Here is an 18,644-nt window from a genome sequence, read left to right on the forward strand (position 1 = left end):
GCCATGCCCATCACCTTCGAGGAAGTCACCGCCGACATCGAGCGCGACCCGCAGGAACGCGGCACCGGCGCGCAAGCCCCCGCCGCGGACGCCGCGCCCGACATCGGCGAGCAGATCGAGCAGGCGCTGCGGCTGAAGGCCGAGCGCGCCGCGCGCCTCTGCGACCTCTGACCGCGCTCTCCGACCACGCCCCGACCGCGCCCCGACCACGCCTCTCACCACGACCGCCGACAACGCGTCCTCCTCCACCGAACGTCCGTCATGCCCGAAACCAGCGTCAGCCGTTCCGCCATCTTCAGCGCCCGCCCCACGCTGCGCATCGCCGGGCAGGCGGACGAACGCCTGTCGACGCTGATGACGGCGATGAAGATGGAGGAACGCGAAGGCGGCATGAGCGCGCTGGAGCTGCACGTCACCAACTGGGTCGCGACGGGCGACGGTCGTGCCGAGCTCGCGTTCAACAGCGGCTCATCGCTGAAGCTCGGCGCCGAGCTCGGCGTCTATGCCGGCGACGAAGCCACGCCGCGCGAGATCTTCAAGGGCAAGGTCAGCGCGCTGGAGATGGTCTGCAACTACGGCGCGCCGCCGGAGCTGGTCGTGCTTGCCGAGGACGGCCTGACCGCCGCGCGCCGCGCGCGCCGCAGCAAGGTCTTCACCGACATGACGCCGGCGGACGTGGTGAACGCGATCGCGGGCGATCTCGGCCTGACGCCGTCCGTGACCGGCCTCACCGCGCCGCAGGGCACCTGGGCGCAGCTGGACGAGACCGACCTCGGCTTCCTGCGCCGGCTGCTCGCGCGCTTCGACGCGGACCTGCAGGTCGTCGGTACAGCGCTGCAGGTCTCGCCGCGCAAGGACGTGCAGCGCGGCACGATCGACCTGACGCTCTACAGCCAGCTCGCCCGCGTGCGCCTCACCGCCGACCTTGCCGACCAGCCCACCGCCGTGAGCGTGGCCGGATGGAACGCGAAGGACGGCTCCGCGGTGAAAGGCGAAGCGAGCGCGGTGGCCAACGCCGGCCCCGGACAGGGCCGCACCGGCGTCGCCTGGGCGAGCGAGGTCTTCGGCGACCGCAACGAACATCTTGCCGCCCCCGCGGTCTACAGCACCGACGAGGCGCGCGCGGTCGCCGAGGCGGCGCTCGACCAGCGCGCGCGCCGCTTCGTCCGCGCCGAGGGCGTGGCCGAGGGCAACGCGCAACTGCGCGTCGGCGCCTGCGTGCGGCTGGCCGGCGTCTCGCCGCAGTTCGACAACACCTACTACGTGGTGCGCGCCTGCCACCTCTTCGACATGAAGCAGGGCTACCGCACCGAGTTCAGCGCCGAGTGCGCCTTCCTCGGGACCTGAAGCCGCACGCAACACGCAACACGCCAGCAGCCAGCAGCCAGCAGCCAGCAGCCATACACCAGACACCACCCACGGCCACACGAGACCCCGTCATGCAACGCGACCTGCCCTCCCCCCTGCCCTTCGGCGTCCCGCTGCCCTGGGCCGCGGGCGCCCAACTGGCCAAGGTCAGCTCGATCGACGATCCCGAGCGGCTGAACCGCGTGCAGGTGCGGCTGCTCGCGTTCGACGACACCACCGGCCAGGACGCCGCGATGTGGGCGCGCGTGGTCGCGCCCTTCGCGGGCGACGACCGCGGCACCTTCTTCGTGCCCGACGTGGACGACGAGGTGCTGGTGGTCTTCGCGCAAGGCGACCCGCGCCACCCGCTGGTGCTCGGCGGCCTGTGGAACGGCAGCGCCGCCGCGCCGGCCGACATCGAGAGCGGCGGCCTCAACCGCTACAAGCGCATCAAGTCGAAGAACGGCATCGTCGTCACGCTCGACGACCAGAGCGGCCAGGAGACGCTGACGCTGGAGACGCCCGGCGGCTGCAGCCTCACGCTCAAGGACGGGCCGGGCACGGTGACGCTCGAAGACAGCAACGGCAACAGCATCAAGCTGGAGACCTCCGGCATCACGGTCCAGGCCGCCGCCAAGGTCACGGTGCAGGCCAGCCAGGTCAACGTCACGGCCGGCATGGTGAAGGTGGACGCGGCGATGTCGGACTTCTCCGGCATCGTGAAGTGCGCCGTGCTGCAGACCAACGCCGTCATCAGTGCCAGCTACACGCCGGGCGCCGGCAACGTCTGGTGAGGGAACGGACCATGAACCACCCGCACCATCCTGTCGTCGTCAGCGCGCCGCGCGGCCTGGCCCGCAGCCTGCAGCCGTGGCTGCTGCAACGCAGCGACGACGACTTCATCCCGGCCACGCTGGACGATCTGCGCAGTGCGGGCGGCTTGAACAGCTCGAACGGAGCGAACGGCGCGAACGGACTCACGCGGCTGCGCGACCTGCGCGCACGGGCCACCAACAAGAACGGCACGCTCAAGCTCTTCCAGCCGATCCAGCGGCAGTTCCACCTCGCGCTCGTCGAAGCCTGGTGCGACATGCCCGGCGAGCCGCGCGTCGACCCCGCCAGGATCGAATCCGCGGGCCTGGTGCTGCGGCGGCTCGGTGCCGGCGGACAGCCGGAGGGCTGGATGAAGTCCAACGGCCGCATCCGCGGCTGGGTGCCGATGTCGCGCGTCGGCGGCGCGGATGCCGACCCCGCGCCGGCGCAACGCGCGCAGCGCGACCTCACCGGCGTGGCCGACATCGATCGCCAGCTCGTCGCGTTCTCGCGCGAGCGGCCCGACACCGCGCTGGAGGAACAGACGATCCCGCTGTACCTCGCTCCGCCGGACGTCTGCGCCGAGGCCGGCCAGACGCTGTACTACGGCCTGGTGCCGACCGTCAGTGGCGAGATCAGCGAGACGGACGCCAGCTTCGGCGCGGCCACGGGCTTCGACTTCGGTCCGTCGTCATCGGCCTTCCGGGGGCATCTGGTGCAGGCGCTGCGCGGCGAGTCGATGACGCTGCCCAAGGTCGGCCAATCGGTCAGCCGCGGCTGGCTGGAAGAAAGCGAGCAACCCGGCGCCAACAGCAACCTCGTCCGCTTCGTGCTGATGCTGAGGCAACTCGCGGGCGAGTTCGACGCGTTCGGTCCCGCGGGCACGGCGATCCTGCAGGCGCTGCATCCGCTGCAGCTGCCGCTGGTGCGCCGCAACGGCGAATGGCCGCAGCGCACCGTGCGCGCCGATGAGTTCCTGACGAAGGCCCACACGCTGATCCTGGCGCAGGGCAATGTCTCCGGCACGGTGGAGATGCCCGAGACCTGGCCCGCGATGAGCGCCGGCCAGACGCAGCAACTGCTGGGCGCCATGCACGCCGCGATGCGCGCGCGCTTCGCCGCGATGAAGGCCAAGACCGGCCGCTTCGACGAACCCGACGCGCGTTATCAGCTGCGCGCCTTCGTGCGGCTGAAGGCCGACGGTCCCTGCCCGGCCCGCGTCGTCTGGAGCGCGCCGAGCGAACCCTTCGTGATCGCCGCCTGGTACGAGGGCGCGGGCGCGCCGCCGGTGCAGATCGCCCTGCCCGATCCGGCCGACAAGCAGCTGCTGGCCGCGCTCAAGCCCAACGTGGCCTTCGTGGTGCCGCCGTCGCTGCAGAGCCTGCTGATGGGCTCGGCCAAGGACCTCATCGACGGCAAGAAGCCGCCGCCCATGAACCCGGCGCTGACGTGGATCTGCGGCTTCAACATCCCGATCATCACGATCTGCGCCTTCCTCGTGTTGAACATCTTCCTCTCGCTGTTCAACCTGTTCTTCGGCTGGCTCTTCGCGATGAAGATCTGCCTGCCGTTCCCCAAGATCCCGCCGCAGGAGTGACGCGATGACCTCCGCACTCATCGGCTGGCCGCTGCTGCCGCTCCCGGGCGACGACGGCGGCCTGGCCTGGCCCGACCTGGCGCGCAGCGTGCGCGACGGGCTGCGCCTGATCCTCAGCACCCGCCCCGGCGAACAGCTGATGCGGCCCGAGTTCGGCGGCGGCCTGGACCGTCTGCTGCACCAGCCCAACACGATCGCGACGCGGCGCGAGATGCGCGACCTGGTGCGGGATTCGCTCGCGCGCTGGGAGCGCCGCATCCTGCTCGACGCGGTCGAGGTGTGGGAGGTGCCGGGCGCGCCCGGCCAGGTGCGCGTCGAGATCGCCTACCGCCTCGCGCGCACCGGCGAGCCCGGCGCGATGAACGTCACCGTGGACCTGGAGGGCTGACGCCATGGCTATCCTGCCCCCCTCGCTCGACGACCGCCGCTTCGACGATCTGGTGGAGGAGCTGCTCGCGCGCATCCCGGCCCACACGCCGGAGTGGACCAATCCGCGCCTGGGCGACCCCGGCCGCACGCTGATCGAGCTGTTCGCGTGGCTGGGCGACGCGCTGCTGTACCGCGCCAACCTGATCCCCGAGCGCCAGCGGCTGGTCTTCCTCAAGCTGCTGGGCCTGGGCCTGAAGCCCGCATTGCCGGCGCGCGGCATCGTGAGCCTGTCCTTCGCGAAGGACACCGAACGCGGCGCCCACACGCTGGCGCCGGGCGGCACGCTGAAGGCGCCGATGCCCTTCGAGACGCTGTCCGAGACGACCGTCCTGCCCATCACTGGCGAGGCCTACATCAAGCGCCGTCTCAGCAGCACGGAGACCGCGCGGCGCAGCGACGTGCTGCAGGGATTGGCTCGCATCCATCGGCTCAGCGGAACGTTGAAGGCCTATGAGACGACGCCCGTGTTCGCGCAGGGCCGCGCGGTGCCGGACGGCGTCGACGTCTTCGCGCAGAGCGCCGACCGCGCGCTGTGGATCGCGCTGCTCGCGCCCAAGGCGCCGCAGGCCGACCAGCAGGAGGCCGTCAACGAGGCGGTGAAGTCCGCGCTCGGCGGCGGCGACGCGGCGCTGCCGCCGCTGCTGTCGATGGGCGTAGTGCCGGCCCTGAAAGCCCCGGCGCTGTTCGAGGACGTCACCGCGCCGACGCCGGTCCCGGTGCTGTGGGAAATCACGACCCGCGGCCGGACCGACTTCGACACCGACTACCTGACGCTGCCGGTGCAGCCCGGCACCGACACCAGCAAAGGCCTGTCGCGCGCCGGCACGCTGCGCCTGCAGATGCCCGACGAGCGCCAGATCTGGGCGCCGAAGAACGACGTCGGATTGAATCCGCAGGCCGGCGTCGGCGACGCGCCGCCGCGGCTCGACGATCCGGAGCGCGCCGACCGGCTCGTGGCGTGGCTGAGGTTGCGCCCGCAGCCGGGGCCTTCCGCGAATGCCGCGGCGCCTTCGGCGTTTGCAAGGTCCGCGGCCTCCGCGACCTCGGTCGGCGTCGCGGCGTCCGCGGCTTTCGCGATGTCGACCGCATCGGCGGCGGCGGGGGCTGCGGCCACGGCGGCGGGCGCGTCCTTCCAGGCGGCCTCCTCGGTCCAGCATCTGCCGCTCGCGTGGATCGGGGTGAATGCGATCGAGATCGACCAGCGCGCCACGGTGACCGGCCGCGTGCTCGGCGTGTCGACCGGCGCGGCCGATCAGCAGTTCCCGCTGCCGATGAGCGCCGTCGATCCGACGAGCTTGCAGATCGAAGTGGAAGCGCCCGGCCGCGGCTACCAGCCGTGGACGCGGGTCGATGATCTGGGCGCGCTCAGCGCCGACCCCGACGTCGCGCGCGACGCGACGGCCTACGAGCTCGACGCCGAGGCCGGCACGCTGCGCCTGGGCGACGGGATGCGCGGCAAGGTGCCGGAGTCCGGCATGCGCGTGCGGCTGGCGCTGGGTCGCTTCGGCGGCGGACGCGCGGGCAACCTGCCGCCCGAGTCGCTGGCCGAGCTGAACGCGCGCCGCATCGACGGCCAGCCCGCGCCGCCGATCAAGGTGCTGCAGCCGCTCGCGCTGACCGGCGGCGAAGACGCGGAGACGCTGGCCGTTGCCGAGCGCCGCATCCCCGCGCGCCTGCGCCACCGCGACCGCGCGGTCACGGAGGAGGACTATCGCCGCCTCGCGCTGGAAGCGCCCGCGGTCGACGTCGGCCGGGTCGAGGTGCTGCCGCGCTTCAAGCCGCGCGGCCGGCGCTTCCACGTGCCGGGCGTCGTCAGCGTGCTGGCGCTGCCGGCCGCGCCGCTCGCGCCCGCGCCGAACCCGCGGCCCGATCGTCCCTTCATCGAGCGCCTGCATGCCTACCTCTCGGTGCGCACGCCGCTGGCGACCGAGCTCTACGTGATCGGCTGCGACTACGTGGCCGTGGGCGTGTCCGTCGCGGTCGCGATCCGCGACGGCTATGCGCGGGACCAGGTGCTGCTGGAAGTGCGCGAGTCGCTGCGCCGCCTGCTGTGGCCGCTGGCGCCGGGCGGCCTCGACGGCCAGGGCTGGACGCTCGGCCGCGCGGTGCGCAGCCGCGAACTGGAAGTCGAGGTCTCGCGCGTGCCGGGCGTCGACGAGCTGCGCGGCCTGCGCCTGTTCCGGCAGGCGGGCACCGAGTGGCAGCCGCTGCCCGCCATTGCCGCCGACGGCGCGCAGATCCTTGCGCTGCAGCCATGGCAATTGCCCGAGCTGCTGTCGGTGGTCGCCATCGAAGGCAGCGCCGCGCCGACCGACCTGCGCGCGTTGCCCAACCCCTTCGCCGAGGCCGACGCCGTCGCGGTGCCGGTCGTGCCGGAGCTGTGCTGATGGACGCCAACGGCCTGCGCTTCTGGCTGCTCGGCGACGCCGCGCATTTCCCCGCCGTGCAGCATGCGGTGTGGGACGGCGGCTGCCGGCGGCTGCGGCTCGCGTCCGAACGCACGCTGGTGCCGGCGATGTCGCCCGCCGATGCCTTCGCCGCCGCGCAATCGGCGCTGGAGCGCGTGCCGCGCGCGATCGACGCGCTCGAGTGCGTCGCCCGCTGGGACGCGGCGACGACCAGCGTGCTCGTCAAGAGCGTGCTGCCCGATGAGGCCACGCTGCTGGTGCTGGACGACACGCCCACCGACCTCTGCGCCGCGCCGGACGGCGTGCTCTACCTCGCCTTGCCGAATGCCGCGACGCCGGCGGTTCGCATGCACGACCTGCGCGGTCGCTGGAACGACGTGAACGTGTCGCTCGCGGGCTTTGCTCCCTGGCGGCTCGCGCCCGCGGCCGACGGCGGCGTGTGGGCGCTGGAGCGCTCGACCGGTCGCATCGCCCGGCTCACCGGCCGGCCGATGCGCACGGAGACGCCGCAGCCCGACGACTACGACCCGCGCGTGTTCAGGCCCGCCCCCGAGAACGCCTGCGCGCCGCGGCTCGCGTTGATCGGCTCGACACCGCTCGACGTCGCCGAGACGCCCGTCGCCATCGCCGGAGGGCCGGACGGCGCGCTCGCATTGCTGAGCTGGACCGGCGGCATCGGCACCGCGCGCGTCCGCCGCTGGTGGTCCGACGAACGCCGATTCGCTCCGCCGCAGACGCTGCTGGGCGCGACCTATGCGTATGCGGTCGCGTGGCTCGCGCCGGACCGCGTCGCGGTGCGCGTGCCCGGCCGTCGCGACGCGCCGGCCTTCGACCTGGGTCCCGCAGGCGCCAGTGCAGCCGCCGCAGCTGGTGGGGCCGGCGGATCAGGCGGATCGGGCGGGGGCTCGGGCGGCGCTGCCGTGGCGCCATTCCGCGAGCTGATGCCGCTGGGCGATGTCTACCCGCTGGCCACCGACGCCGTCGAAGGCCCCTTCGCCAACGGCGCGGCGCAGCCGCCGCACTATCCGGCCGGCGCGGCCAGCGCGGAGCCGCTGCATGCGCTGTCGCTGCGGCAGCTCGCGCGACGCGGCGAGGCGCGCCACTACGCCGACGGACCCTCGGGCCTCGTCGCCCGCATGATCGACAGCGGCGACGGCGGCACGGTCTGGCACCGTCTCTTCGCCGAAGCCGCCCTGCCCGCCCACACCGGTTTCGTCGCCTGGCTCGCCGCCACCGAGGGTCCCGTGCCGCCGGCCGACGACGACCGGCTCGCCTGGCATCCGCACGGCTTCGGGGCGGACATCCCCCAGCTCGACGACGCGATGCGCGCGCCGCAGGTGCCGCTCGCGGTGTGGGAACCCACGCCCAGCGAGCTGCCGCATCACCCCGGCCTGCTCGGCGGCGAGCGAGAGGCCGGCGTGCGCGGCCTGTTCTCGGTGCTGGTGCAGAACGCGCGCCAACGCGTGCGCACGCTGTCCGGCCGCTACCTGTGGCTGCGGCTGGTGCTGCACGGCGACACGCGCGCCACGCCGGAGATCGCCGCGCTGCGCGTGTGGGGCAGCCGCTTCTCCTACGCCGACCGCTACCTGCCGCGGCTCTACCGCGAATCGCTGTTCGGCGCCGCCGCGCAGGCGCCGGGCGAGCGCGTCGGCCAGATCGACACGAGCTTCGCCGCGGCCCTCGATGCCGGCGGCGCGCCCGACGACGCGTTGCGCGCCCGGCTGCGGCTGGAGCAGGTGACGCTCGGCGACCGCGCGGCGGTCGAGGTCGAACACGCCGGCGACGCCTGGCTGCTGAGCGACGCCAGCCGCGCCTGGCGGCTCCGGCGGGAGCCCGATGCCATCGCGGTCTACCGCCCGCGCGCCACGCCGGCCGACTTCAACGCGCGGATGCTGGCCAGCTTCGAGGGCGTGCTCACGCGCCTCGAGGACCAGGTCGCCGCCGCCCATCTGCTCACCGATCCGAACGTCGTCGCCGATGCGCAGCTCGACTGGCTGGGCAGTTGGATCGGCGTCGCCTTCGATCCCGCGCTGCCGGCCGCGCGCCGGCGCGACTGGCTGCGCGCGGCGCCCGACCTCGCGCGCTGGCATGGCACGCGTCTGGGCCTGCGGCTGGCGCTCGACATCGCCACCGACGGCGCGGTACGCGGCGGCGAGGTGCTGGTCATCGAGGACTTCCGGCTGCGGCGCATCCTGGCCACGCTGCTCGGCGTGGACCTGAGCGACGAACACGATCCGCTGCTGCCCGGCCTGCAGGTCAGCGGCAACTCGGTCGTCGGCGACACGCTGGTCATCGGCGATCGCGAGCGCGTAGAGCTGATGGCGCTGTTCAACGCCGACGCCGACGTCACCAGCGCCACCGCCGCCGCCGAGAACCAGGCCGCGATCGACTTCGACGCCCGCCTCGCCTTCCGCGCGACGGTGCTGGTGCACCAGTCGGTGGCGCCGCAGGACCTCGCGCTGATCCGGCGCATCGCGCAACTCGAGGCGCCGGCGCATGTGGAGATGCGCGTCGTGTCCGCGACCTGGCCGCTGATGGTGGGCATCGCCGCGCTGGTCGGCGTGGACACCTACCTCGGTCCGCCGCGGCTGCCACGGCCGGTGCAGGTCGAGCGCAGCGGCCTGGGCCTGGGCGACTACCTGATCGGCGCCGCCGTGCTCGATCCCCGGCTGTCCGGCGCGCCGCCGGTCAGCGCGCCGCCGCCGGAGGCCGATGCGGGCCTCGACGCCGTGGCCGCGCCCGGCGCCAGTTTCATGCTCGACGCCCGCGGTTCGCGCGCGGCCTCGGGCCGACAGATCACCGAGTACCGCTGGCGCCTGTTGCCGCCGACGGATGTTTGACCCCGCAGGAGAGTGGCCATGGCCGAATTCATTCCCGGCACCGACATCAGCACCGACGTCCCGACCATCGAGGTCACCGTCAACCCCGACAAGCCGCTGGCGATCGGCCGGCAGACCTTCCGGCTCGTCGTCGTCGACGACGCCGGCAATGCGTCCAAGCCCGACGAGGTGACCATCATCGTCGCCGACCAGGACGCGCCGACCGCGGTGATCCGGGGGCCGCGCATCGCGTCCTTCGGCAAGAGCTTCGAGCTGGACGGCTCCGCGTCCTTCGACGTCGGCGGCGGCAAGGTCGTCAAGTACGTCTGGACCTACCTGGGTCCGGTGACCTGACCGGAGCGGCGCGATGGCGACGTTCGCACCCGGCAAGCCCGTGACGACGGAGACCGCGACGGTCGAGGTCGACGCGGGCCTGGCCGTCGGCGCGCACCGCTTCCGCCTGTCCGTCGTCAACGCGGCCGGGCTGCCCAGCCGCGCGGCCGACGAGGTCGTCGTGCAGGTGACGCAGTCGCGCGTGGTGTTGCCGCCGATCTCGCCCCCCATCGCGCCTCCGATCGCGCCGCCGCTGCGGCCCGCCGATCCGAGGCTGCCGCTTGAACCGGCGTCCCCGGTGCCGCCGCTTGAACCGATGCGGCCCTCGCTGCCCGCCCGACCCGCGCAGCCGGTCAGGCCCGCGCCGCCGGTGATCCCTGCGGCGCCGACGACGCCGGCAGGGCCGAAGCATCCGACCGGGCCGATGACGCCAGAAGCGTCGGCGGAGCCCGCCGAGCCGCCGAAGCCCGCGGAAGCGAAGAAGCCGGCGCAACCGAAACGACCTCCGTCCCCACGCACGTCGAGGAGACCCTCATGAGCATCCAGGCGACCAACGCCGATCCGCTGGTGGCGCAGCCGCGCGCGGACCGCCTCGCCTACGCCACCGGCATGCTGCTGGACGCGCAGGACTTCAGCGACGAGCAGACCTATCACCGCGGCCGCCTCGCGCGCGCGCTGGCCTTCGTGGCCGGGCCGGGCACGCTGGCGGGCCTGGAGGTGCGGCACCTGCCGGAGTCGCCCACGCAGGTCGAGGAGATCAGCGTGTTGCCCGGCGTCGCCGTGGACCGGCTCGGCCGCCTGGTCGAGCTGCCACGCGATGCCTGCCTGCGCCTGCCGCGCTGGTACGACGCGCAGCGCCTGGCCGTCATCGGCGACGGCACGCCCACCGGCAACGTGCCCGGCAGCGCGCTGACGCAGGCGGCGTACACGGATCTCGCGCGCTTTGCCTCGCCGCGCATGATCGCGTCGGGCGTCGCGCTGCCGGCGCTGGCGGTCGTCGCCGACGTGTTCCTGCGCTTCGCGGCCTGCGCGCGCGGGCTGACGCCGAGCTTCGCGCAGGGTCCGTTCGATGCGCTCAATGCGGTGTCGATCTCGCGGCTGCGTGATGCCTACGAGCTGTTGATGATCCCGCGCATCGGGCTCGACGATGCCTACAGCGGTCTGCCGCTGCCGCCGGCCGATCCGGTCGCGGGCGATCCGGACGCGGCCCCCGAGGCGCGTCGCGACGCGCTGCAGGACGCGGTGCTGCACGGCTGGGCCGGCAGCGGTCATGCGGGCGGCGACGGCGGGCTGGAGCCGTCACCCGAGCAGCCGCGCAACCTGGACCCGAGCGCGGTGTTCCTCGCCCGCGTCTTCATCCCTGTCGACAACGCGACGCCGCCCGCGCGCCTCGCGGCGGCGCCGCTGGTGGACAACTGGGGACGGCGCTTCCTCCCGCCCTCCGCGCTCTTCGCGCAGTGGGCGGGGCTGTAGCAACGCCTGACCCCCGCAGCCACCAGCCACCAGCCGCCCCAGCCCCGCATCCGACTCCGCCGCAACGAGCCACCGACAGCAGCACGAGCCGCACCGAGCTTTTCAGGAGACCGACATGGCGATCAACCTCACCCTCGGCGCCGCCCGCGAGCGCATCGATCCCGTCGAGGCACCGACGCTGCGCAACCGCGGCGTGCTGGTCGAGGATCCGCGGCGCCAGCGCCCGCGCTACTTCGACGGGCGCTTCCTGGCCGCGCGCGACCTGATCCGCGACCAGCAGTACTTCCTGACGCGCGAGTCCGACCTGGGCCGCGCCGCCGGCAGCGGCGTCGCGCACGGGCTGTCGGTGTCCGAAGGCGCGACGCCGCAGACGGTGCGCATCGCCGCCGGCGAGGGCCTGACCGGCGCCGGCGAGCTGGTGCTGCTGCCGCGCGAATTGACGATCGACCTGGCCGACATCCCGCAGACGGAGCAGCTGTCGGCGCGCTTCGGCCTGTCGCGGCTGCCGGTGGCGCCGCTGCGCAGCCGCACCGGGCTGTTCGTGCTGGGCCTGCGGCCGGTGGAGTTCACCGCCAATCCGATCGGCGCCTATCCGACGACGCTCACCGGCGCGCGCACCGTCGAGGACGGCGACGTGATCGAGGCCACGGCCGTCGTGCTCGTCCCCTGGCAGGACGACGGTGCGGCCGATGCGCTCGACGCGCGCCGCGGCACGGCGGCGCGGACCATCTTCACGCAGCCGGGCGCGCCCGGCTGGTCGGCCAACGTGCTGCCGGTCGCGATGCTCGCGCTGCAGTCCAACTCGCTGGTCTGGATCGACGAGGCCATGGTGCGGCGCGAGCTCGGCGCCGACCGCGGCGACCTGCCCGGCCTGGGCTTCGCGCCACGTGGGCTGCGGCTCGCGCACCTGATGCAGCACCAGAACCATCTCGCCGACGTCGTCGCGCAGTTCCACGGCCGCAGCTTCCCGGCGGCCACGCAGTTCCCCGCGCTGCCGCCGGCCGGCCCGCTGCCGGCTGGCATCATCGACACGGCCGACTTCACGCAGCGCTACTTCCCGTCGGAAGTCGACGTCGACTTCTCCATCATTCCCGAGGACGAGCTGCCGGCGCTGGTCGAGGAGGCGCTCGCGCTGCCGCCGATCGACTTCCTCGCGCCGCAGGCGGCGCTGGACCTGACGGCGGTGCTGGTGCTCGCGCCGGTGCCGCGCGCCGACTTCGCCGCCGTGCGCGCGAAGCTCACGACCGTGTCGCGGCCCCTCAAGCCGGCCGCGCCCAACCTCGTCGCGCAACGCAAGCCGCTGGAGATCCTGACCCGCCTGCGCATTCCGCTGCCGCTGCGTCCGGTCGATGTCTCCAACCCGTCCGATGCCGAATGGGCGCGGCTTGCGAAGCTCGACTCGCTGTGGTTCGTGCGGCGGCGCAACCTCGCCTACCGCGACGACCTGGTCGGCAAGCCGATCGCGGTCGCGGGCGGCTCGGACGTCGTCGTCGAACGCGCGATCACCGCGCGCATCGCGGAACTCGGTCTGACGCCCGCGCTCGACAAGGTGCTGGCCGCGTCGAGCGCACGGGCCGCGTCGAGCGTGATGTCGCTGCTGGCCTCGCCGCGCATCGCCGCTTCGCCTGCGCTCACCGCCGCGGCGCTCGGCGCGCTCAACGCGAAGCCCGCCGGGGAACGCGAGGCGGGCCGCGACCCCGGGCTGGACCATGCCCGCGTGCTGCAGGTCGGCGCGGAGCTCTCCGACGGTGCCGTCGGGAACGGCCTCGAGAAGCTCGAACGCCATGCCGGCGACGCCGTCACCCGCACCGCGCTGGTCAGCCTGGCGAGCAACGACAACTGGCGCAAGCTCGACACCGCCGCCAGCAGCGCCGAGGGCACGAAGCTCGATCAGCTGAGCGCCCGTCTCACGCGCGTTCCAGGCGCGCCGGCAACGCCAGCGCCAGCGCCAACGCCGGGACCGGAGCCGGTCGTGGTCGATCCCGCCTCGAAGGCCGGCCCCGCAGCGAGGGCACCGACGACGTCGACGGGAAGGCCAGCAGCCAAGCGGTCGGCCACCGCGTCGACAGCATCCGTGCCAGCTTCCAGTGCTTCGACCGCCACAAAGCCGTCGGCGGCGAAGACCACCGCTGCGAAGACGGCGACGGCGGCGACGGCCTCGGCAGCAGCAGCAGCGAAGAAGACACCCGCCAAGAAGGTCGCGGCAAAGAAGACCGCCGCGACCAGGCGCCCGCCGCAATCCTGATCCCAGGCTCCGAGGAGACCCATCGTGAGCACCACTCCCATCCGCGATCCGCTGGCCGGTGAGCGCGTCGTCGGGCTGTCGCCCGGCAGTGCGATCGAGGCCGCCGGCGACTGGCGCCGACGTCCCCACGTCTTCCCCGGTCGCGCCCTCACCGCGGGCGCGCTGACGCAATGGCAGGCCTGGCAGGCCGGCCATCTGGCCACGCGCGGCCAGGACTGGACCGCCGGCATCGTCAGCGGGCTCGAGGTCCAGGCCGGTCCGGTGATCCCGCCGCCGCCGCCGCCCGCCCCCGCGCCCGTGCCGCCGGCGCCGACCGGCTTCCACGCGGTGGAACTGCAGATCACCCGCGGCCTCGGCCTGGCCTGCAGCGGCGAGGATCTGGTGCTGAACCAGCCGCTGCGCTGCGTGCTGGCCGATGTGCCGGTGGTCGCGCCGCCGGGCTTCTTCGTCGACGGCAGCGGCGTCGAGCCGGGCACGGAAGGCGCACCCTCGACGCTGCGCGCGCGCAAGATCGGCGCCGCGCTGGGCGCGCTGGAAGCCGCCTCGCTGGCGACCTTGCCGCCGATCGGCGTGCTGGTGCTGCAGCCGGTGACGGGCGACCGCTCCAGCGCCGACCCGATGGATCCCTGCGAGCGCAGCGCCTGCGACGAAGGCACCTACGGCGATGCCGCCGCCTTCGAGGACTGGCGGCTGGGCGACGGCGCGCGGCTGCTCTGGTACGTGTGGCCCGGCGAATGGCGCGGACTGCCCGCGGTGCCAGCCGTGCAGCTGCGCAACGCGCTCGCGTGGACGGTGTTCCAGGCCGAGGACGCCTTGCCGGAGGGCCAGGTCTTGCCCTGGGAGGAATTCGGCCTGCCGATCGCGCTCGTCGCGCTCGACAGCGTGACGCGCGAACCGCTGTGGCTGGACCGGGCAAGCGTCGTGCGGCGCGGCGGCAATGGCCGCGATTCGCGCCTCGCGTACACGGACGGCGCGCTGATCGCCGGCGCCCGCAAGCCGGCGCTGTGGCAGGCGCGCATCGAGCAGCTGGCCGAGCAGGTCGCCGCCGCCGGCGAGCCCGCACCGCTGCCCGAGACGCTCAACGACGCCTTCGGCCGCTTCCTGCCGCCGGTGGGCCTGCTGCCGCGCAACGCCTTCGATCCGGCGACGCTCAAGAGCGGCTTCTTCCCCGTCGGCTTCGACCTTGACGCCGTGCCGGTGCCGGTGGAGCAGCTCGACCTGGCCGTGCGCGCGAGCGCGTCGCTGGCGCCGCTCTCGATCGCGGCGCCCGAGGCGGTGCGACTGCTCGTGCCGGTGCCGCTGGGCTCATGGGAGCCGCGCCTGCTGCACAAGGAGATCGTCGATCCGCTGTTCCAGCAGACGCTCGACGAGAACCTGCTGCGTCGCGCCCGCACGCTGGGCCTGCGCCAGGGGCTGCGCAACAAGGCGGCGATGCTGTCGCACGCGCTCGACGGCAAGTCGCCGGTCGTGCCGCCGTTCAAGAGCGATCCCGACGCGGTCGAGACCGAGTCGCTTAGCCCCTGGGGCGAGCCCCCACCCGGCGGCGGCCATCGCAGCGACCTGCGCGCCGGTCTGCATCAGCACTTCTTCGACGGGGCCAATCCGCCCTTCGCGGTCCAGACCGGCGAGTCGCTGTTCTGCTGGGTCTGCCTGGATCCCGACCACCCGCCGCGCACGCTGATGCTGCAGTGGCACACCGACGGCAACTGGGAGCACCGCGCCTACTGGGGCGAGGACCTGATCGGCTGGGGCTCACCGGTCGGATCGGCCGCGCACTTCCGCGCCGGCGACCTGCCGACGCCCGGCCAGTGGGTGATGCTAACCGTGCCTGCGTCCGCGCTGGGCCTGGCGGCGAAGAACCTCGACGGCATGGCCTTCGCGCTCTTCGACGGCCGCGCGGCCTACGGTCTGACCGGCGCGCGCACGCCGCAGGTGTGGCGCAAGTGGTTCTGCAACTTCCTGCCGCCGGGCGCCCGCGTCCAGGGCGAGGAGCCCTGGGACCTGCTCACCGCCAACGACCTGTGGACGCCGTTCGAGCCGCACGACGGCGTCGTGCCCAGCCTGCCGCAGCTGCAGTCGCAGGACGGCGGCGACATCTTCAATCCCGGCGCGGGATCGGCGTCGGCGCTGGCGGTGCCGACCAGCGGTTTCAACCTCGCCTATCCGCCGGCGTCGGGCTGGCGCGGCCACACGCTGATGAACAAGGACGGCTCGCCGATCACGGTCATCGAGAAGGGCGCCGCCGACACGGTCACGACCTGGCTCTACCTGGACGAGCTGAATCCGCCGCGCTCGCTGTGGATCGGCGTCTACGGCCGCGGCCTGCGGGCGGACAACACGCCGACGTCCAGCATCCAGATCAAGTTCGCCTACTGGGGCGAGAACCGCTTCGCCGAGCTGCGCAAGGCGCTGCCCGGCCTCGAGACGCTGCAGGCGATGACGGTGCGCGGCGGCGCCCTGCCGCGCTCGGGCAGCTGGGTGGAACTGCCGCTGGCGATCCCCGACAGCAACGTCGTCGGCGAAGGCGGCGCGCGGATGTCGGTGTTCGGCATCGTCGTCATGGCCTTCGACGGCACGCTGGCCTTCAGCGACCTGCGGCGCAGGCCGGCCGCGGCCGGCGCGGCACCGGAGCTGATGTGGCCCAAGCAGGTCAGCGACGATCCGCGGCCGACCACCGTGCCGCTCTACAACCCCCTGCTCAACGCGGCGCTGCAGCCGCAGCACAACCTCGGCGTGCTGACGCCGACGCCGTCCTCGCGCATCGGCACCGTGCGCGTCTACACGGAGCTGGTCGCCGATCCGCTGATCCAGCGGCTGTCCGGCCACGAGCAGTCGCAGCTGCTGCTGCGCGGGCTGGAGGGTTTCGCCGACTACCTGCGCCGGCGCATCGACCGCGCGGACGACATCACCGACTTCGGCTTCGCGCACATGCAGGTCGACATGCACCGCATCCGCCAGCTGACGATGAGCGCCAGCGACGCGGGCCGGCTGGCCGTCTCGCCGACGCTGGCGGCGCTGGCCACCAGCGAAAGCGCGCTGGTCGTGCAGCAGCAGATCCAGGAGTACATCGGCAAGGTCAAGGCCACGGCGACCGCGCCGGCGCCCGCCGGCGTGCCCAAGGGCACAGCGGGCATCGCGGCGGCGGCGGGCTTCAGCGCCACCGCGGCGGCGACCGCGGCCGCGATCAACGCGGCGGCCAACGATCGCGTGGCCACGATGGCGCAGTCGAGCGCCGGGCTCAATGCCGGCCTCCGAGCCGACCTCAATGCCAACGCCAACTTCAATGCGCAGGCCAACGCTCAGATCAATGCCCAGGCCAACGCGTCACTGAAGTCGCAGGCCAACGCCCAGCTCAACGCCCGCATCGATGCGCGCGCGCAGGTCGAGGCCGTGCTGATCAAGCCGCCCAAGGCGCCGCCGCCGATCATCTATGCCAATCCGGTGGTGGGGCTGTCGGAGATCCGCACCACGGCGATCGCCGAGCGGCTGAAGAACCCGCCCTCGCCCGAGGCGCGCAACTACGCGCTGGCCAACCGGCAGCGCACGGTGATGTCGTTGCTCGGGCTGCTGGAGTCCTTCGCCGCCGAGGACAGCGGCGAGTTGCCCGCGCTGTTCCAGGACTTCCAGATCCCGGGCCTCGCGAACGATCCCTTCCTGGCCAACACGAACGCGCAGCAGCGGCCGCTGACGGACTTCCGCAACAACCCGACGCTGCAGGCCGCGCTGGCCAAGCCGCCGACGGGATCCGACGCCGCGCTGGACGAGGCCACGCTGTTCACGCAGGCGGTGAGCCTGTCCGACATCACCATCGCGGTCCTGCGCCAGCTGGAGGCGCGGCTGACGGTGTACCGCGATGCGCTCAACCGCTGCGACAGCGCGCTGGAATCGCTGCGCGGCGAGATCGACACGATGACGGCGCGGCTGTCCCAGGTCGGCGATGCGCTGGCCGAAGCGCGGCACGATGTCAGCGTCGCTCGCGCGCTGCTCGCCGAGGAGACGGAGCGTGTCGCGGGCATCAACACGCGCCGCGCCAAGGTGCTGGCGGAGGAGGTGACGTTCATCGCCTTCATCCGGCCGCGCGAGGCCGACAACCTGCTGTCCGCGCCGACGCGCGCGGTCGATCCGGGGCTGGTCGATCCGGCCGTGCCGGCCTGCCTGCGCGAGCATCCCGACGCGCCCGACGAGCTGCTGGACATGCTGCGCGTGGTGCGCGAGGCGCCGGCCAGCTGGTTCGTGCGCGCGCCGACGCTGCTGCACCGGCTGGACAAGGTCGATCACCTGGTGCGGCTGGTCGGCAGCGCGCAGGCCCGCGCGGTGGCCGGGCTCGCGGCGCCGATGCTGGCGGTGCGGACGATCGCGGCCAGCACCAAGGTCGCGGCCGGCATCGTGCAGGTCGCGACGCGCCAGGCCGATGCACTGGCGCCGCGCATTGCGACGCTGCGCACGCTGGACCTCGGCCTGCTGAAGGTCGCGACCTGGCAGGGCGTGCGGCAGCAGGCCGAGCAGGTCGTGAGTTTCGGTGACCTCGCCGAAGGCGGCCACGGCCGCGCCGACGTGGCGCGCGAGGCGGCGGCGGAGCTGGACCGCATCCGCGCCGTCACCGCCTGCCTGCATGCGGAGTTCAGTGGCGTGCTGCCGGTGATCCGGCTGCAATGGGCGGAGATGCTGTCGGAGTTCGACGCCGCGCCCAACCTGCGCAACCTCGCCAGCCTGCCGCGCTGGGGCGAGATCGCCTACCTCGACCGGCGGCGGATGCAGTCCTACGTGGACTGGCTGTTCGCGCAGATCGAGCCCGGCCAGCCGCAGGCGGTGGCGCTGGTCGACGACGTGGTGCGCATGGCGCTGCTGCTGGCCAGCCACGCGCCGGTGGACCGCATCGTGCAAGGCCGGATGGCGCGGCCCACGCCGGGCGTGATCCCGGGCACGCGCATCCCGCTGACGGTGCTGGACACGACCAAGCTGCGCGTGGGCATGCAGGCGCTGATGTACCGCGGCGACACGCTGGTGGCACGGGCGACGGTGGAGGACCTCGGGCAGCAGGAAGTCGCGGCGCGCGTGATCCACACGGTGTCCGCCAAGGTCGACCTGGGCGACGACGTGCGGGTGCACTTCGACACGACGGCGATGGTCAGCCTGTCGGCGGGGGCGGCGAAACGGACGCTGTTCAAGGCGAGGTGATC

12 protein-coding genes are annotated in these 18,644 nt (G+C 73.3%); all 12 read left to right on the forward strand.

Features of this window, described 5'->3' with window-relative positions:
• Positions 1–3: 3 nt before the first annotated feature.
• The 12 genes from ACQ4L4_RS13020 to ACQ4L4_RS13075 all read left to right on the forward strand — a co-directional run bounded on the left by ACQ4L4_RS13020 (position 4) and on the right by ACQ4L4_RS13075 (position 18,642).
• Entirely contained in the window at positions 4–171 is a 168-nt protein-coding gene (locus ACQ4L4_RS13020) for a hypothetical protein (protein WP_431104620.1), read from the forward strand.
• A 90-nt stretch (positions 172–261) separates the two neighbouring features.
• On the forward strand, positions 262–1,347 hold the full coding sequence (locus ACQ4L4_RS13025) for a phage late control D family protein (protein WP_431104621.1): 1,086 nt from the start codon (positions 262–264) through the stop codon (positions 1,345–1,347).
• 92 nt (positions 1,348–1,439) lie between these two features.
• Complete coding sequence (locus ACQ4L4_RS13030) at positions 1,440–2,141, forward strand: phage baseplate assembly protein V (protein WP_431104622.1); 702 nt, start codon at positions 1,440–1,442, stop codon at positions 2,139–2,141.
• Positions 2,142–2,152: 11 nt separating this feature from the next.
• Positions 2,153–3,757: a hypothetical protein gene (locus tag ACQ4L4_RS13035; RefSeq protein ID WP_431104623.1), complete on the forward strand. Its 1,605-nt coding sequence runs from the start codon at positions 2,153–2,155 to the stop codon at positions 3,755–3,757.
• Positions 3,758–3,761: 4 nt separating this feature from the next.
• Positions 3,762–4,145 carry a GPW/gp25 family protein gene (locus ACQ4L4_RS13040; protein WP_331616352.1) on the forward strand — a complete coding sequence of 128 codons (384 nt, stop codon included), beginning with the start codon at positions 3,762–3,764 and terminating at the stop codon, positions 4,143–4,145.
• A gap of 4 nt (positions 4,146–4,149) precedes the next feature.
• Entirely contained in the window at positions 4,150–6,573 is a 2,424-nt protein-coding gene (locus ACQ4L4_RS13045; RefSeq protein ID WP_431104624.1) for a baseplate J/gp47 family protein, read from the forward strand.
• Complete coding sequence (locus ACQ4L4_RS13050; RefSeq protein ID WP_431104625.1) at positions 6,573–9,434, forward strand: phage tail protein; 2,862 nt, start codon at positions 6,573–6,575, stop codon at positions 9,432–9,434. The genes ACQ4L4_RS13045 and ACQ4L4_RS13050 overlap by 1 nt, the downstream gene beginning before the upstream one ends.
• Before the next feature lie 18 nt (positions 9,435–9,452).
• Positions 9,453–9,767, forward strand: coding sequence for a hypothetical protein (locus tag ACQ4L4_RS13055; protein WP_431104626.1), 315 nt, complete (start codon positions 9,453–9,455; stop codon positions 9,765–9,767).
• 13 nt (positions 9,768–9,780) lie between these two features.
• The gene (locus tag ACQ4L4_RS13060; RefSeq protein WP_431104627.1) at positions 9,781–10,284 is read left to right on the forward strand and encodes a hypothetical protein; all 504 of its coding nucleotides are present in this window, start codon (positions 9,781–9,783) and stop codon (positions 10,282–10,284) included.
• Complete coding sequence (locus ACQ4L4_RS13065; protein WP_431104628.1) at positions 10,281–11,219, forward strand: hypothetical protein; 939 nt, start codon at positions 10,281–10,283, stop codon at positions 11,217–11,219. Before ACQ4L4_RS13060 ends, ACQ4L4_RS13065 begins: the two co-directional genes overlap by 4 nt.
• Positions 11,220–11,334: 115 nt before the next feature.
• Entirely contained in the window at positions 11,335–13,464 is a 2,130-nt protein-coding gene (locus ACQ4L4_RS13070; RefSeq protein ID WP_431104629.1) for a hypothetical protein, read from the forward strand.
• Positions 13,465–13,488: 24 nt separating this feature from the next.
• The gene (locus tag ACQ4L4_RS13075; RefSeq protein WP_431104630.1) at positions 13,489–18,642 is read left to right on the forward strand and encodes a hypothetical protein; all 5,154 of its coding nucleotides are present in this window, start codon (positions 13,489–13,491) and stop codon (positions 18,640–18,642) included.
• Positions 18,643–18,644 lie beyond the last annotated feature (2 nt).

It is taken from the genome of Roseateles noduli, from assembly GCF_050626985.1.
Taxonomy (GTDB): domain Bacteria; phylum Pseudomonadota; class Gammaproteobacteria; order Burkholderiales; family Burkholderiaceae_C; genus Roseateles; species Roseateles noduli_A.

Bases quoted from the DNA above. Each gene is read 5' to 3' on its own strand.
- ACQ4L4_RS13065 (WP_431104628.1), top strand. From the start codon at position 10,281: ATGAGCATCCAGGCGACCAACGCCGATCCGCTGGTGGCGCAGCCGCGC.
- ACQ4L4_RS13050 (WP_431104625.1), top strand. From the start codon at position 6,573: ATGGACGCCAACGGCCTGCGCTTCTGGCTGCTCGGCGACGCCGCGCAT.
- ACQ4L4_RS13035 (WP_431104623.1), top strand. From the start codon at position 2,153: ATGAACCACCCGCACCATCCTGTCGTCGTCAGCGCGCCGCGCGGCCTG.
- ACQ4L4_RS13070 (WP_431104629.1), top strand. From the start codon at position 11,335: ATGGCGATCAACCTCACCCTCGGCGCCGCCCGCGAGCGCATCGATCCC.
- ACQ4L4_RS13045 (WP_431104624.1), top strand. From the start codon at position 4,150: ATGGCTATCCTGCCCCCCTCGCTCGACGACCGCCGCTTCGACGATCTG.
- ACQ4L4_RS13025 (WP_431104621.1), top strand. From the start codon at position 262: ATGCCCGAAACCAGCGTCAGCCGTTCCGCCATCTTCAGCGCCCGCCCC.
- ACQ4L4_RS13055 (WP_431104626.1), top strand. From the start codon at position 9,453: ATGGCCGAATTCATTCCCGGCACCGACATCAGCACCGACGTCCCGACC.
- ACQ4L4_RS13020 (WP_431104620.1), top strand. From the start codon at position 4: ATGCCCATCACCTTCGAGGAAGTCACCGCCGACATCGAGCGCGACCCG.
- ACQ4L4_RS13030 (WP_431104622.1), top strand. From the start codon at position 1,440: ATGCAACGCGACCTGCCCTCCCCCCTGCCCTTCGGCGTCCCGCTGCCC.
- ACQ4L4_RS13040 (WP_331616352.1), top strand. From the start codon at position 3,762: ATGACCTCCGCACTCATCGGCTGGCCGCTGCTGCCGCTCCCGGGCGAC.
- ACQ4L4_RS13060 (WP_431104627.1), top strand. From the start codon at position 9,781: ATGGCGACGTTCGCACCCGGCAAGCCCGTGACGACGGAGACCGCGACG.